Origin of the sequence: Actinomyces howellii (assembly GCF_900637165.1) — a bacterium.
GTDB classification, from domain to species: Bacteria; Actinomycetota; Actinomycetes; order Actinomycetales; family Actinomycetaceae; genus Actinomyces; species Actinomyces howellii.
On record NZ_LR134350.1, the window covers coordinates 830660 to 845755 of the forward strand.

General features: G+C 74.3%; 14 protein-coding genes. 3 read left to right on the forward strand and 11 right to left on the reverse strand.

Features of this window, described 5'->3' with window-relative positions; translation table 11 throughout:
• Nucleotides 1-7: 7 nt before the first annotated feature.
• The 3 genes from EL245_RS03505 to hisH all read right to left on the reverse strand — a co-directional run bounded on the left by EL245_RS03505 (nt 8) and on the right by hisH (nt 2347).
• Entirely contained in the window at nt 8-814 is an 807-nt protein-coding gene (locus tag EL245_RS03505) for an SseB family protein (RefSeq protein ID WP_126381882.1), read from the reverse strand.
• A 13-nt stretch (nt 815-827) separates the two neighbouring features.
• Entirely contained in the window at nt 828-1562 is a 735-nt protein-coding gene (gene priA / locus EL245_RS03510; RefSeq protein ID WP_126381883.1) for a bifunctional 1-(5-phosphoribosyl)-5-((5-phosphoribosylamino)methylideneamino)imidazole-4-carboxamide isomerase/phosphoribosylanthranilate isomerase PriA, read from the reverse strand.
• 137 nt (nt 1563-1699) lie between these two features.
• Entirely contained in the window at nt 1700-2347 is a 648-nt protein-coding gene (gene hisH / locus EL245_RS03515; RefSeq protein WP_126381884.1) for an imidazole glycerol phosphate synthase subunit HisH, read from the reverse strand.
• A 100-nt stretch (nt 2348-2447) separates the two neighbouring features.
• On the opposite strand from hisH, the gene EL245_RS03520 reads away from it, so the two are divergent.
• Entirely contained in the window at nt 2448-4064 is a 1617-nt protein-coding gene (locus tag EL245_RS03520; RefSeq protein WP_331852818.1) for a serine/threonine-protein kinase, read from the forward strand.
• 164 nt (nt 4065-4228) lie between these two features.
• Here EL245_RS03520 and EL245_RS03525 read toward each other — a convergent pair whose 3' ends face one another.
• From EL245_RS03525 to EL245_RS03545, 6 genes are all read right to left on the reverse strand, one after another.
• Complete coding sequence (locus tag EL245_RS03525; RefSeq protein ID WP_232009853.1) at nt 4229-5035, reverse strand: hypothetical protein; 807 nt, start codon at nt 5033-5035, stop codon at nt 4229-4231.
• A complete protein-coding gene (gene hisB / locus EL245_RS03530; protein ID WP_126381886.1) occupies nt 5035-5634 on the reverse strand; it encodes an imidazoleglycerol-phosphate dehydratase HisB in 600 nt (199 codons plus the stop codon). Before hisB ends, EL245_RS03525 begins: the two co-directional genes overlap by 1 nt.
• Nucleotides 5631-6815, reverse strand: a complete 1185-nt coding sequence (locus EL245_RS03535; RefSeq protein WP_126381887.1) for a histidinol-phosphate transaminase — start codon at nt 6813-6815, stop codon at nt 5631-5633. Before EL245_RS03535 ends, hisB begins: the two co-directional genes overlap by 4 nt.
• Before the next feature lie 90 nt (nt 6816-6905).
• On the reverse strand, nt 6906-7067 hold the full coding sequence (locus EL245_RS13365; RefSeq protein WP_197719439.1) for a hypothetical protein: 162 nt from the start codon (nt 7065-7067) through the stop codon (nt 6906-6908).
• The gene (locus EL245_RS03540; RefSeq protein WP_197719440.1) at nt 7064-8806 is read right to left on the reverse strand and encodes a cation:proton antiporter; all 1743 of its coding nucleotides are present in this window, start codon (nt 8804-8806) and stop codon (nt 7064-7066) included. The genes EL245_RS13365 and EL245_RS03540 overlap by 4 nt, the downstream gene beginning before the upstream one ends.
• Before the next feature lie 41 nt (nt 8807-8847).
• Entirely contained in the window at nt 8848-9825 is a 978-nt protein-coding gene (locus tag EL245_RS03545; protein WP_232009854.1) for a MarR family winged helix-turn-helix transcriptional regulator, read from the reverse strand.
• A 217-nt stretch (nt 9826-10042) separates the two neighbouring features.
• On the opposite strand from EL245_RS03545, the gene EL245_RS03550 reads away from it, so the two are divergent.
• A complete protein-coding gene (locus tag EL245_RS03550) occupies nt 10043-12298 on the forward strand; it encodes a RecQ family ATP-dependent DNA helicase (RefSeq protein WP_126381888.1) in 2256 nt (751 codons plus the stop codon).
• A gap of 56 nt (nt 12299-12354) precedes the next feature.
• Here EL245_RS03550 and hisD read toward each other — a convergent pair whose 3' ends face one another.
• Nucleotides 12355-13698 (reverse strand): histidinol dehydrogenase, encoded by a 1344-nt coding sequence (gene hisD, locus EL245_RS03555; protein ID WP_126381889.1) that lies wholly within the window; start codon nt 13696-13698, stop codon nt 12355-12357.
• A gap of 150 nt (nt 13699-13848) precedes the next feature.
• Here hisD and EL245_RS03560 point away from each other — a divergent pair, with 150 nt between their 5' ends.
• The gene (locus EL245_RS03560) at nt 13849-14775 is read left to right on the forward strand and encodes a hypothetical protein (protein WP_126381890.1); all 927 of its coding nucleotides are present in this window, start codon (nt 13849-13851) and stop codon (nt 14773-14775) included.
• On the opposite strand, the gene EL245_RS03565 is transcribed toward EL245_RS03560, so the two are convergent.
• Nucleotides 14760-15083, reverse strand: coding sequence for a hypothetical protein (locus EL245_RS03565; protein ID WP_126383969.1), 324 nt, complete (start codon nt 15081-15083; stop codon nt 14760-14762). The genes EL245_RS03560 and EL245_RS03565 overlap by 16 nt on opposite strands.
• Between the last annotated feature and the right edge of the window lie 13 nt (nt 15084-15096).

Genomic DNA, 15096 nt, shown 5'->3' on the forward strand with positions numbered 1-15096 from the left:
CGGGGTGTCATAAGTCCCGATCTCGGGGTGCCATTTGTCCCGATCTCGCGGGACGGGGAGGACGGGGAGGACGGGGCAACGGGGGCAGGGGGCACAGCTCGACGGCGTCGAGGCGCTCGGCCCAGGCCGGGTCCGACACGACCCTGCCGCACCGGGCGAGCACGCTCCCTACCTGGGCGGCGCCCTCGGGCCCGAGCTGGACGAGGACCCGCAGCGCCGCACCCCGACCAGGCTCGATCCGCACTCCCCCGACCCCCGGGACGGCGCCGATCTCACGACCGAGCTCGGCGAGGAGGGGGTCGTCACGCCACGGTGGCACCCACCGGCGCTCCCTGGCCAGCGCGGCAACCGCCGAGCGCGGCACGCACAGGTCGAGCGTCCCGGGGTCGACGAGCCACAGGCCGTCGGCCTCCCGGCGGGCGAGCCGGGCGGCACGGCTCGAGGCCACCGGGACAGGCCGCGCCTCCGGGCGCCAGGCCGTGAGCGCCACGACGCCGGTGAACACGGGAAGCGCACGGCGTCCGTCGGCCACGACCACGCTGGGGACCGCGGGCTCGTCCTCCCCGGCCCCGGGGCGGGAGCCGCAGCCCTCCTGCCGTTGCCGGGAGTGGGGCTGGAGCCCGATGAGAACCCGTCCGCCGTCGAGGGCCGCGACGAGCCCCTCAAGGCGCAGGTGCTCGTCGTCCTCCGCGAGGGCCTGACCAACCCCGGGGTCGACCGAGCCGTCGTCGTGGGGGAAGGCGGTGGGTGCCGCCAGGAGGCGGGACAGTCGTTGACGGGCGGCCAGGGACACGGGCCCGTCCTGGTCGCTCACCGCGGGTCGCTCCTCACTTACCGGGCTCCTGGCCGCGGGCCACCGCCAGGGCGTCGGACAGGGTCATGTTGCCGTTGTACAGGGCCTTGCCGATGATCGCCCCCTCGACGCCCTCGGGCACGAGCCGGGTCAGCGCCCGCAGGTCATCGAGTCCCGCGATGCCGCCGGAGGCGACGACCGGGGCGTCGGTGCGGGCACATACCTGGCGCAGCAGCTCGGTGTTGGGGCCCGTCAAGGTGCCGTCGCGGGTCACGTCGGTCACGACGTAGCGGGCGCAGCCGGCGGCGTCGAGGCGGGCGAGGGTCTCCCACAGGTCGCCGCCCTCCCGGGTCCAGCCGCGCGCGGCCAGCGTCGTGCCGCGTACGTCAAGGCCCACGGCGATGGCCTGGCCGTGCTCGGCGATGACCTTCTCGGTCCACTCGGGGTTCTCGAGCGCCGCCGTGCCGAGGTTGACCCGCGCCGCGCCCGCGTCCAGGGCGCGCGCCAGGGAGGCGTCGTCACGGATCCCCCCGGAGAGCTCGACGTTGACACCGACCTCGGCGACGATGCGCGCCAGCAGGGGGGCGTTCGAGCCGCGCCCGAAGGCGGCGTCGAGGTCGACCAGGTGGATCCACTGCGCGCCGGCGGCGACCCAGTCGAGCGCGGCGTCGACCGGGCTGCCGTAGTCGGTCTCGGAGCCGGCCTCTCCCTGGAGGAGGCGGACGGCCTTGCCGTCGGCGACGTCGACGGCGGGAAGAAGGGTGAGCATGGTCAAACTCCTCTGGTCGGGTGCGGGCGCTGGGTCAGCGGTAGGTCAGCAGTAGGTCAGCGGCGGCTCAGCGGTGTGTGCAGACGGTGGGTACGAGCCGCGGCTCGGCGGCGGTTGAGTGGCGGCTCAGCTGCGCGTCACAGCGTCCTCAGCCAGTTGCGCAGAAGCCTCGCCCCGGCGTCCCCGGACTTCTCGGGGTGGAACTGGGTGGCGCACAGCGCCCCGTTCTCCACCGCGGCCACGAAGTCCTGGCCGTGCCTGGCCCATGTGGTCAGCGGCAGGCGGGTGGGGCCCGGACCGAGCAGGGCCGCGGGGTCGGTGGTGGCCGCGTAGGAGTGGACGAAGTAGAAGCGCTCCTCGTCCAGGCCCTCAAAGAGCACCGAGCCCGCCGCAGGACGGACCCTGCTCCACCCCATGTGGGGTACGACGTCGGCCTGCAGACGGGTGACGGTGCCGGGCCACTGGGCCAGTCCCTCGATGCCGGCCCCGTCCGCGGCGTGCTCGGCGGAGGACTCGAAGAGCACCTGCATGCCCACGCAGATGCCCAGCACCGGCCTGCCCCCCGCCAGGCGGCGCTCGATGAGACGCGGGGCGTCGACCGCCCGGAGCTGGTCCATGACCGCTCCGAAGGCTCCGACGCCGGGAACGACCAGGCCGTCGGCCCGCTCCACGGCCTGCGCGTCGTCGGTCAGGTCCACCCTGGCACCGACGCGCTCAAGGGCGCGCACGGCCGAGCGCACGTTACCGCTTCCGTAGGACAGGACGACCACCCTGGGTGCTTTCACGCCCCGAAGCCTACCCGGCCCCGGCACGAGCCCGGTCCCTGCGCCGGCCGTTCCCGCCCCCGACTTCCCAGACCGGGCCCTCAGGCGCGAGGATGGCGCGGTGACCAGCACCCCCGTCCCCCCACCGCCGCCTCAGGCCACCGCACAGCTGCACATCCCGGGGGTCAGGCTCCTGGACGTCATCGGCCGCGGCGGCTTCGCCACCGTCTACGGCGGCGTGCAGGAGTCGATGGCCCGTCCGGTGGCGGTCAAGATCGACTCGCGCCCCCTGAGTGACGAGCGCAACCGGCGCCGTTACCTGCGTGAGGTCCAGGCAGCGGGCCGGATCACGGGCCACCCGCACGTCGTGTCGCTCATCGACACCGGGGTGCTGCCCGACGACCGCCCCTTCATCGTCATGGAGCGCTGTGACGGGGGGAGCCTGGTCGACCTCGTGGCGCGCGGTCCCGTGGCTCCCGCCGACGCCGTCGCGCTCGTGCGCGCGGCCGCCTCGGCCCTGGGCGCGGCGCATGACGCCGGGGTCCTGCACCGCGACGTCAAGCCCGCCAACATCCTGCTCGACTCCTACGGCTCTCCTCGCCTCACCGACTTCGGCATCGCCGCCGTCGAGCGCGAGGGCCAGGACCCCACGGTCACCCTCGAGTGCCTCACCCCGGACTTCGCCCCTCCCGAGGCCTTCGCGCTGAGCACGCCAGGTCCCAGCGGGGACGTGTGGTCGATGGGCGCGGTCCTGTTCTTCCTGCTCACGGGCCGTGGTCCCCGGCGGGGCCTGGACGGCTCGGTGCGCTCCCTGCCCGAGATCGTGCGCGACCTCGACACCCCGGTCCGGCTCGACGAGCCCGTCATCCCCGCTGAGATCCGGCCGGTGCTCGCCCGCGCCATGAGCCGGGACCCGATGGAGCGCTACCGCAACGGCACCGAGCTGACCGAGGCCCTGGCCGCCATCCAGGACGCCATGGGCAACGGCGACCTGACCGTCGCCGGACCGGTCGTGGCGGTTCGGCTCGCCGAGGCCGGGCTGCTGTCGGGTGCGGCCGGGAGCGCGCCCACTGCGCACACCGTCGCCCTGGGCTCGTCCTCGACCCCACCGGCCCCCCAGCTCCTGCCCGCCGGCGCACGGCCAGGCAACCCGTCCGCCGCCTCTGTGCCCGTGCTCTCCCCCGAGGACTCCCTGGCCGAGGAGCGGCGGGTCCGCCGGCAGACGGTCGCTGCCGCGGTTCTCGGCTTCGTGGCCGGACTGGTCCTCGGCGCGCTGACCGGGTGGGCGGTGCCGACGTTGAGCTCCGCCCTGGGAGGCAGCGGGCTCAACGACTCGGCCGTGCAGGCCGCCAGCGCGCAGGCCACGGGAACCGCGGGCACGGCGGCACCGGCTGCCCAGGAGACGGACCCCAGCGCACAGGCCTCCACACCTCCCCATGCGGTGGGGACCTGCCTGGGAGGCATCGTGTCGCTCTCGGGGATCTCGAGCGCCTCCGAGGTGGACTGCGCCCAGGCGCACTCCTGGGAGGTCTTCGCCACGGGCACCCTCGACGCCGCGACGAGCGGGCGCACCGACGCCGAGCTCGAGGCCGACCCGACCGTCATTGCCACCTGCACGGCCGAGGCGGCTCGCGCCTACGGCATCAGCGACCCCGAGGTCGCCGTCCTGGGTCCCAGTGAGGTGGAGTGGACGGTCAACGGCAGCCGTGGCTTCTCATGCATCGCCACACCGGCCTAGCGCGACCCAGCCACCCGGTCGCGGCGCAGCCACCCGGCCCTGAGGGCGGCCGCTGAGAGTCACCGCGGCCACCCGCGGCCACCCGCGGCCACGGATGGGACCGGCGCGGCGGAGACGAGCTCCTGCCGACGTCGTCGACGCCCCGTCCGAGCACCGGAGGCGAGTCAGGCCCCGCCGCCCTCGGTGGTGCTCGTCCCTCCCGGCTCACCCGGGTCGCCCGGCTCCGCCCCGCCGTCACGGCCCTGTCCACGGGTCCTGCGCAGGCCCCGCCCCAGCCAGCGCAGCGCACCGCCGGGCCTGACCTCGGTGGTCCGCACCGCTCCGCGCACGTCCTCGGCCCTGACCACGCCGAGCAGGATGTCCTCGACGACCTGGTCGACCCCCGCCAGAAGCAGCCCGGCGGAGGCCTCCTCCCCCGCTGCGCCGTTGTCGTAGCGCCGGGCGGTGATCGTGCCCGACAGCCCCTTCTCGATGCCGACGTCGGTGGCGAGGTCCGCGGTCAGGAGGATGGCGCCGCCGCGGCTGAAGCGCGACAGGGACCCGGCGAGCTCTGCGGCCTCGGCGGGCTCGGTCTCGATCCCGCCGAGAAGCTCGGCGACATCCCACTGGGCGTGCGCCGAGACGAACTCCTTGACCGCGAGGGCGCCCGTCGAGGCCGGCACGACGGTGCAGTCGAGGTCGCTCATCGCGCACAGGCCCGCCAGGGTCTCGACCTTGGCGATCGGGGTGAGCACGACCGCCACCTTGACGGCCTTGGGACCCGCTGCTCCCGCCTCCGCCTCGGCGGGGTCCGACACGCCGTCCTCACGGGGGGCGCTCTGCCCCGCGGCCCCCTGGGCCGCGGCGCCGGGAGCCAGGGCGTCGTCGAGGTCGAGCCCCTCCATCATGGCCGCGAACCGGGCGTCGATGTCCTCGTCCCCACCGTCCCCGCCGTTGCCGTGCCTCCGGCCCGCACCACGTCCGTCGTCCATCACAGCGCCCCCTTCGTCGAGGGGATCCCCTCGACCCTCGGGTCAGGCTCCACCGCGGCGCGCAGCGCCCGGGCCAGGGCCTTGAACTCGGCCTCGGCGACGTGGTGGGGGTCCCTGCCGGACACGACGCGCACGTGCAGGCAGATGCCCGCGTGGTACGCGATCGCCTCGAGGACGTGCCGGACCATCGAGCCGGTGAAGTGCCCGCCCAGGAGGTGGTGGACGAAGGCCTCGGACTCCCCGTCGTGCACGAGGTAGGGCCGGCCGGACACGTCGACGACGGCCTGGGCCAGGGCCTCGTCGAGCGGGACGAGGGCGTCGCCGAAGCGCCGGATGCCACGCTTGTCCCCCAGGGCGGTGCGCAGCGCCTGCCCGATGCAGATGGCCGTGTCCTCCACGGTGTGGTGGACGTCGATGTCAGTGTCCCCGGTGGCGCGCACGGTCATGTCGATGAGCGAGTGCTTGCCCAGCGCCGTGAGCATGTGGTCGTAGAAGGGCACGGTGGTCGAGATCTCCGTGCGCCCGGTGCCGTCCAGGTCGATCTCGACGACGACCGAGGACTCACTGGTCGTGCGTTCAATACGGGCGGTGCGGCTCATGCGAGGGCCTCCTGCGCGGTCGTGTGCTCGGGCGAGGACAGGGTCCGGGTGAGCGCGGCGCGGAAGCGCGCCGTCTCCTCGGGGGTGCCCACCGAGACCCTCAGGTACCCCGGCGGGCCGACGACGCGGATGAGCACCCCGTCGTCGAGCAGGTCGCGCCACACCGCGTCGCGGTCGGCGAAGGGGCCGAACAGGACGAAGTTGGCGTCGGAGTCGTGGGCGGTCAGGCCACGGGAGCGCAGCCACGTGACCAGCTCGTCGCGCTCGGCGCGCAGGGAGGCGACCTGAGCCATGAGCTCCTCGCGGTGCCCCAGGGCGGCGAGCGCCGCCGCCTGGGTCAGGGCCGAGAGGTGGTAGGGCAGGCGAACGACACGCAGCGCCTCGACGACGCTCGTACCGGCTGCCATGTACCCCAGGCGCAGCCCCGCCATGCCGAAGGCCTTGCTCATCGTCCGGGTGACCACGAGGTGGGGGTTGTCCTCGAGGAGCTCGAGCGCACTGGGGACCCCGGGGCGGCGGAACTCCCCGTAGGCCTCGTCGACGACGACGAGGGCGTCGCAGGGCCGGCCCTCGAGGTCGACCGGACCGCTGCCCCGGGCGGCATCGAGCAGGGCACGGAGCTGGTGTGTCGGCAGCGCGGTCCCGGTGGGGTTGTTCGGGCTGGCGACGATGATGACGGCGGGGCGGTGGGCCCGCACGGCCTCCGTGATCCCCTGGATCCCCTGTCCTGGGTCGTCGCTGTCGGGGGAGCCGAGCGTGAAGTCGTCAGAGCGCCGCTCGGTGACGAAGGGGGTGAGGGTGTCTCGGGCGTACTCGGGGTACATCGAGTAGGTGGGGGCGAAGCTGAGGCACGGGCGACCGGGGCCGCCGAAGGCCTGGAGGATGTGGAGCATGACCTCGTTGGAGCCGTTGGCCGCCCAGATCCGCTCAGGAGGCAGGCGCACGCCGGACTCGACGGCGAGATAGTCCGCCAGGGCCGTGCGCAGCGCCGGGAAGTCACGGTCGGGGTAGCGGTTGGCCCCGGCGGCCGCGCCGGCGACCGCCGCCGCGATACCCGCCACGACCGCCTCGGAGGGCGGGTAGGGGTTCTCGTTGACGTTGAGGCGCACCGGGACCTCGAGCTCGGGGGCGCCGTAGGGCTCGCAGCCCTCGAGGCCGGGGCGGGGACGGATCGTGCTCACGGCCCGCAGTCTACGCGGCGCCTCAGGTCGGGGAGCCAGCGGTCGGTGCCGGCGTCAGTGCCGGCGTCAGTGCCGGCGTCGGTGCCGCCGTCAGTGCCGGCCGGAGAGCATGACCTCCTCGGTGTCGAGACGCTCCAGGGCGTACTCCAGGGTCGCCGAGGAGAACAGGCCCTCGTCGCGCGCCTCGAGAAGCGCGGCGCGCTGGGATCGGATCGCCTCGACGGCCAGGTCCCGTACCTGCTTCTGGGTCAACGGGGCCAGGTCCCGCCCGCTGCCTGACCCGTCCGTACCGCCGGACCCGTTGGTGTCACCGGTGCCGCCGGCCTCCTGCGGCGCAGCGGAGTCGTCGTCAGGGCCGGGGCCTCTGCCCTGGGCCTCGCGGTGTCGACGTGGGCCAGCACTCGCCCGACGGTGGAGAAGGAGCGGGTGATCCCGCCCGCACCGCCGGGCTCGACCTCGAGCTGGCCTGCGCGGTCGGACAGCGCCTGGGCCAGGGCCGTGTCCTTGAGGGCCCCGCCCAGGACCGCCACGAGGCGGCGCCGCTCGTCCTCCAGCGCGCCGTCGGCGGCCATCTGCGGCCTGGCCACCCGGACGAGGGCGGGCAGCGTCAGCCCCTGGATGACGAGCGATCCGGCGGCCACGAGCAGTGCCACGAGAAGCAGGAAGGGCCGCATCGGGGTCCCCAGCGGAAGGGTCTGCGCGGCAGCCAGGGTCACCGCCCCCCGCATCCCGGCCCAGATGATGACCGAGGCCTCCCGGGGGCCCAGGGGCTCGTTGAGGAAGTAGTCGAGGTCGTTGCGGGCGCGCCGCTGCTTGCGCCGGCCGTGCTCGAGACGGGCCGACCACCGGTGCAGGGCACGCTTCCACTCCTCCGGCGTGAGATCGCGGGCGCCGATCACCTCCTCATCGAGGTCGCAGGCGTGCGACAGTCGCTGCTCGAAGGCGCTCATGCGTTCCTCGGCCCGCTCGTATCGCCGCCGGGAGCGGGCCCCCAGGCTGCGCAACCAGGCCAGCAGCGGCACGACGAAGGCCGCCCGCAGGACGACCGTCAGCGCCCCCGCCGTCAGCGCCAGGAGCCCGGCCCAGGCCAGGCCGCCGGTGGTCTGGCGCACCTCCTCGACGATCCCGTAGGCCTGCAGGCCCATGGTCAGGAAGACACCACCCTCGAGGACCAGCTCGACGGTGCGCCAGTTGTGCTGCGCCGTGCGCCGGTTGGCCGGCGGGACGAGGGCCGGCGCGCGGTAGGAGCCCACGAGCCCGGCGACAACGGCCGCCACGAGCCCCGAACCGCCGAGGTGCTCCGCCGGGATCGAGGCGAGGAAGGGGATCGTGAAGGAGATGACGGTGTTGGCGGTCGGGTCGCTCACCCGGGCGCACACACGGGTGGTCACCTCCCCGACCACCCACCCCACGAGCAGGGCGACCGCCAGGGCGACGACGAAGTCGAGCACGAGGCTGCCCGGCTCCAGGGCGTGGGTGTCGGTCATGAGCCCTACCGCCGTGGCCGAGGAGAGCAGAACCAGGGCGGTGGCGTCGTTGAACAGGCCCTCGCCCTCCAGGATCGTGATGATGCGGTGGGAGACCCCCAGGTCCTTGGCGATGGCCACGGCGACCGCGTCCGTGGGGCTGAGCACCGCGCCCAGCGCGATCGCCCAGGCCACAGGAAGGTCGGGGACGATCGTGTGGACCACGAGTCCCAGGACCACCGCCGTGACGACGACGAGGCCGACGGCCAGGCCCGCCACGGCGATGAGCTCACGACGGAAGTCCATGACCGGCATCGACACCGCCGCGCCGAACAGCAGGGGCGGGAGGACCATCTCCAGGACGATCTCCGGGTCGAGCTCGATGGCGCCGACCATCGGCAGGAACCCCACGGCGACGCCCAGGCCCAGGAGGACGAGAGGGGAGGCCAGCCCGAGCCTGGGAGCGATCTGGTTGCACGCTGCGATGACGAGCAGCGCGACGACGGCGATGACGAGCAGGTCCACGCCACCAGCCTACGACCCGTCCCGCGGGCGGGACGCGGTGGTCACCAGCGCCGGTCGGGGCGGCGTCCACGGTAGGCCCGGGACTCCCGGTCCGGAGCCTGCCCGTCAGGCAGGTCGAGGCGGCCCCTGCCCCCTCGGCCGCCTCCGTGTCCGCCCCTGCGACCGTTTCCGTGGCCGCCTCCGTGACCGCCCCTGTGGCCGCCCCTGTGCCCGCGTCCGTGGCCGTCTTCGTGGCCGTCTTCGTGGTCACCCCTGTGACCGTTTCCGTGGCCGTCTTCGTGGCCGTTCTCGTGGCCGCCCCTGTGACCGCGTCCGGGCCCGGGCTCACCCCATGCCCCGAAGCCGTGCTCGCGCATACGCATCATCGTCTCGACGCGCTCCTCACCCATGCGGCGCCTGGCCTGGCGCCACGTCTCGTCCTCCTCCTCGGAGTCCAGCCCCAGCTGGGCCTCCAGGGAGGCGATGAGCTTGTCGAGCACCGCGGCCAGGGTCTGCGCCTCCTCCGGGCTGAGGACCGACAGGGGGTCCTCACCCTCTGGCCCCAGGGGCGCCCGGCGCCCGGCCTCGGTGAGCGACACGAGCATGACCCGTCTGTCCTCCTGGCTCGGGGTGCGCTCAACCAGACCGTCCGCCTCGAGCTTCTTGAGCAGCTCGTTGAGCGACTGCTGGCGGATGTCGAGGACGAAGGCGAGCTCGCGGGTGGGCACCGGGCTCTGCATGCGCAGTGCGGCCAGCACCCGGCCGCGCCCGCGGGTCGTGTCCGCCAGGGGCCCGTGGACGTGGTGCGCCTCGGCGCGCCGGCGGCGCATGAGATGGCCCAGGCGGCGCAGGCGCTCGTGGATGCCGGCGTGCTCAGCACCACCGCCCTGCGCGCCACCGGCACCCGGGGTGCCACCGGCCCCCTCGGCGCGGGCCGTCGTGGCGCGAGCGACCTCCCCGGGACGCTCGACCTGGTCTGTCTGGTCTGTCTGGTCTGTCTGGTCTGTCTGGTGTGTCTGGTCTTCGTGCTGCGTGTCCATGACCGAGCTCCTGAGCTCTTCGCGGACCGACATTATTCTGACGGTACCTGTTGAATCTGTCGACGAGAAACTACAGGTACCTTCACTACGCGTCAAGAAGATTGAACAGGTACCTTCGTTATCTGGGCCACAGGCACTGCCCGACCTCCTCGGGCCACCGGGACGAGGCGCGACCCGGGCGCGGCGGGCGCCGGGACCGTGAGGCTACGGTGGTGCCATGAGCCCGTCGACGACTGACTCCCCTGTCCGCCTGCGCGCCGAGGCCGTCCTGCGCGAGCTCGTCGCGGAGCCGGGTGCTCGCCTCCACGACGACCAGTGGACGGCGATCGAGGCGCTGGTGAGCGAGCACCGCCGGGCTCTCGTCGTCCAGCGCACCGGCTGGGGCAAGTCGGCGGTCTACTTCGTGGCCACCGTCCTGCTGCGCGAGGGCTGGGGTCGATGGGCGCCGGGCGATCCCCTCCCCTCCCCCGGCTCGCGCTCCGGGGCCGGGGCCACCGTCATCATCTCGCCGCTGCTCGCGCTCATGCGCGACCAGGTCGCGGCGGCCCGACGCGCGGGCATCCGGGCCACCACGATGAACTCGGCCAACGTCACCCAGTGGGAGTCCGTCGAGGCCCAGGTCCGCGCCGGTGAGATCGACGTCCTTCTCGTGTCCCCCGAGCGTCTCAACAACCCGGTGTTCCGCGAGGAGGTCCTCCCCCACCTGGCGGCGGACGCGGGCCTGGTCGTCATCGACGAGGCCCACTGCGTGTCGGACTGGGGGCACGACTTCCGCCCCGACTACCGGCGCATCCGCACCCTCCTGGAGGACCTGACCCCCTCGACCCCGGTCCTGGCCACCACCGCCACCGCCAACGCCCGGGTGACCGCCGACGTCGCCGAGCAGCTGGCCGGTGGGTCCGCGGGCGGGTCGAGCCCCGAGGTCCTCGTCCTGCGGGGCTCGCTGGACAGGAGCTCGCTGCACCTGGCGGTGCGCCGCCTGGGCAGCCCGGCCGCCCGCCTGGCCTGGCTCACCGAGTACGTGCGCCGAGCCCAGGGGGCGGGGATCGTCTACTGCCTGACCGTGGCGGCCGCGGGCGAGGTCGCCCAGCGGCTGCGCGAGGCGGGTCTGGAGGTCGCCGCCTACACCGGACAGACCGACGCCGCCGAGCGGGAGCGCCTTGAGGCCGAGCTCAAGGACAACCGGCTCAGGGCGCTTGTGGCCACGAGCGCCCTGGGCATGGGATTCGACAAGCCCGATCTCCGCTTCGTCGTGCACATGGGGGCCCCGTCCTCGCCGGTGACGTACTACCAGCAGGTGGGGCGCGCCGGCCGTGGGGTCGAGCGCGCCGAGGTCATCCTCCTCCCCGGCGCCGAGGACCGGGCCGTCTGGGACTGGTTCGGCGCACAGGGATTCCCTGCCGAGGCCCAGGTGCGAGAGGTTCTCGCCGCCCTTGAGGAGGCCGGGGACGAGGGCCCCGTGTCAACGAGCGTCCTGGGCGCCGTGACCAGCCTGCGCCGCTCGCGCCTGGAGTCGATGCTCAAGGTCCTCGACGTCGACGGTGCCGTGCGGCGCGTGCGCGGCGGCTGGGAGGCGACGGGTCTGCCCTGGGTCTACGACGACGAGCGCTACCGACGCGTCGAGGCGGCCAGGCTGGCCGAGCAGGAGGCTATGGAGCGCTACGAGGCGCTGCGCGCCCCGGCCTGCAGGATGGCCTTCCTGCGCGGCGCGCTCGACGACCCGCAGATGCCTGCGGGCTGGCGCTGCGGGGCCTGCGACCTGTGCGGCGGGCTCAGCCTGCCCGGCGCCCCCGACGCTCAGGACGTGGCTGCCGCCGTCGAGTCCCTCTCGCGCATCGGGGTCGCCCTCGAGCCCCGCCGGCAGTGGCCCGTGGGCATGAGCAGGCTCGACCTGCCCGGGCTGCGGGGACGCATCCCGGACTCCGAGCGCGCAGGCGAGGGGATCGCGGTCGGCCGCCTGGACGGCCTGGGCGTGTCGGCCGCCCTGCGCGCGGTGCTCGACCAGGACGGCGACACGCAGGTGCCCCCTGCGCTGCGCGATCCCGTGCTCGAGGTCGCCGACCGGCTGGGGGCCCGGATCGACGCCGAGGACGCCGGGCCGGCCGATGCCGGAAGCGGAGGTCTCACGGCGGGCCTCGTGGTCGTCATCGTCGACTCGCGGAGCCGTCCGGGCCTCGTGCGCCAGCTCGGCCGGGCAGTGGCACACCGGCTCGCAACCAGGCCCCTGGGCGTGGTCGAGGCGCGGGGCGAGCCGGGACGCCACGACGTGGGCAGCGCCTTCAGGCTCGCCCAGGTCGCCCGGTCCCTGTCCCTGGACTCCTGGAGCCGCAACGCGCTGGCCGAGCTCCAGGGCGCCCGGGTCGTGCTCGTCGACGACTGGACGGACTCGGGGTGGACGCTCACCGTGGCGGCCCGCCTCCTGCTGCGGGCCGGCGCCGCCACCGTCCACCCCCTCGTCCTGGCCCAGCGCTGAGCCGTTCCGCGCCGGTCCCGAGCCGGTGCTCGGCCCGCCCGGTCTCCGGCCGCGGGTCAGCGAGCGAGGCGGGCCTGCACCGCCTCACCGTGGGCGGGCAGGTCCTCGCACCGTGCCAGAGCGGTCAGCGGCCGGGCCAGAGCGGCCAGGGCGGCGGCGTCGTACTCGACGACCTGGACGGCCTTGAGGTAGGCCATGACGCTCAGGCCCGACGCGAAGCGCGCCGTCCCCCCTGTGGGGAGGACGTGGTTGGAGCCGGCGAGGTAGTCCCCCAGGGGCACCGGGCTGTCAGGGCCCACGAAGATCGCGCCGGCGTTGCGGACACGACGCGCCACCGCTGGTGCCTCAGCGGTGTGGATCTCCAGGTGCTCCGCGGCGTAGGCGTCGGCGACCTGCACGCCGTGGTCGATGTCGCGCACGATGACGACCCCCGACTGCGGCCCCGCCAGGGCGGTGGCGGCCCGCGTCGCGTGCCTCGTGGCCGCCAGCCGCCGTTCCAGGGCGGCGTCGACGGCGTCGGCAAGCGTCTCGGAGTCGGTGATGAGCACGCTTCCCGCGCTCGGGTCGTGCTCCGCCTGGGACAGCAGGTCGGCGGCGATGAGCTCTGGGTCCGCACCTGCGTCGGCCAGGACCGCGATCTCGGTGGGGCCCGCCTCGGCGTCGATGCCCACGACCCCGCGGACGGCGCGCTTGGCGGCTGCGACGTAGATGTTGCCCGGTCCGGTCACGACGTCGACCGGCTCGCACAGGACCGGCCCGCCCGCGTCCCGCAGGTCGGCCTCGGTCTGTGCGGCCGCTCCGTAGGCGAGCATCGCGATCGCCTGGGCGCCGCCGACCGCGTAGACCTCCGTGACACCCAGAAGCGCGCAGGCCGCCAGGATGGTGGGGTGGGGCAGACCGCCGAAGGCCTCCTGGGGCGGGCTGGCCAGGGCGATGCGCTCGACGCCGGCGACCTGGGCGGGCACGACGTTCATGACCACAGAGCTGGGGTAGACCGCCAGGCCCCCCGGCACGTAGAGCCCCACCCGGCGCACCGGCACCCAGCGCTGGAGGACGTGGCCGCCCGGCACGACCTCGGTGTCGACCTCAGTGGGCAGCTGGGCGGTGTGCCCGGCACGGTTGTGGGCGATCGACAGCTCCAGGCCCTCCCGCACGGCCGGGTCGAGCCCCTCGAGGGCGGCGGCGAGGGCAGCCTCGGGCACGCGCAGGTGCTCGGGGCGCAGGCCGTCAAAGCGTTCGGAGGCGTCACGCAGCGCCGCCGCACCCCGCTCGCGCACGTCCGCGATGAGGGGGGCGACCGTGTCGAGGGCGGCCGCGACGTCGAGCGAGGCTCGGGGCAGGACGCCGGCGAGCTCGCGGGCGGTCAGGTCGGTGTCTCGCAGGTCGGTGCGGGTGAGCATGGGGCGAGCCTACCCTCGCCGGCCTCGCCGACCGCCGCCGACCCGGGAGGCGCTGGCGTAGGCTGAGGGCGCGTGCCGCCGCGGTCGCACACCGCACCCCTGGTCCCCGGAACGCGTGGTCCCCGGCACGGACCGACCCAGGATCCCCTCATGCCCGCTAACCGTGTCAACCGTGTCAACCGTGTCAACAGCCTCCCGACAGGACCGCGCGCGCGCCAGGTGGTCCACGCCTGTGTGCGTCTGGCGCTCCTCGTCGCCAGCTGGGTGCTGCTGGCCAGGAGCCTGGGCACGCCTGAGGCCCAGCGGCAGGTGGCGTGGTCCCTGTGGTTCCTCACCCTGTGCGCCACCTGGCTCGTCGCCGCCGTCCTCCTGACCGTCTCGGTGGTCTCGCTGGGGACGAGCGTCCTGCGCAAGGCCCGGTTCGACCGGGGCCACTACTCGAGGACGACGCGCCTCGAGCTCGAGCGGCTGCGCGACCTCGACGTCTCGGAGGACCATGCGCGCGCGGTGGCCCGGGCCGTCCTCGCCGGCTCCCCGGCGCCGGCGGTCCGGGTCTGGGACGTCAGCCTCGAGGACGGCGAGCGGGTCTTCCTCGACACCGGCAGCGGGTACGCCCGCTTCTACTCCACCGACGTCACCTACTACACGTCCAGCGGCTTCTACTTCGGCTCACCGGTCTTCGTGCTGGCCGGCATCGGCGCCCAGGCGATCGCCAACGCCTCGGCCCGCAAGACCGCGGTGCGCATGGCCGCCCACCAGTGGCGGGAGCAGCAGTGGGCGCGGTTCATCGTGACCGACCGACGCCTCGTCGTGCGCCTGCAGGACGCGACCTGGCTCGACTTCTGGTACGGGGCCGTCCAGGCCGTCCACCCTCACCCGCCCACCGGCATGCTGTTCCTCGAGTTCCGCGACACCTCCCCGTTGCGCGTCGAGGGTCCTGTTGCGGCGGTGGCCGCGGTCGCCGCCGTGTGGTACCGCCACGGGGCCGAGGGCCTGCGCGACCACCCTGGTCTGAGCTTCCTGCGCTCGGCCCCGGAGCCGGTCTCGAGGCGGCTCGGCGCTCAGCCCGGCGCCTGAGAGGCTCCCTGGGCGCCCCAGTAGCGCCAGCACGCCCGGCGCTCCGGCGGCGCCCAGCTCCCGTCAGGCGTCCCGACCTCCCCCGTGCTCGCCGAGACCACGAGGGCGGGCAGGCCCGGCTCCCCTCGCAGCGTGCAGTCGTGCCCGAGCATGTGCAGCAGCGGTCCCATGTGCCGGGGAAGGACGGCCCCGCCGATCGCCTCGCTCAGCTCTCCGTAGGTGAGGACCTCACCGTGTGCTGCCACGTCGAGCAGGACGAGGCGCGCGAGCTCCGTAGCCCGGGCCAGGCGCGGGGTGAGGGTGTGCATCCGCTCCCCCACC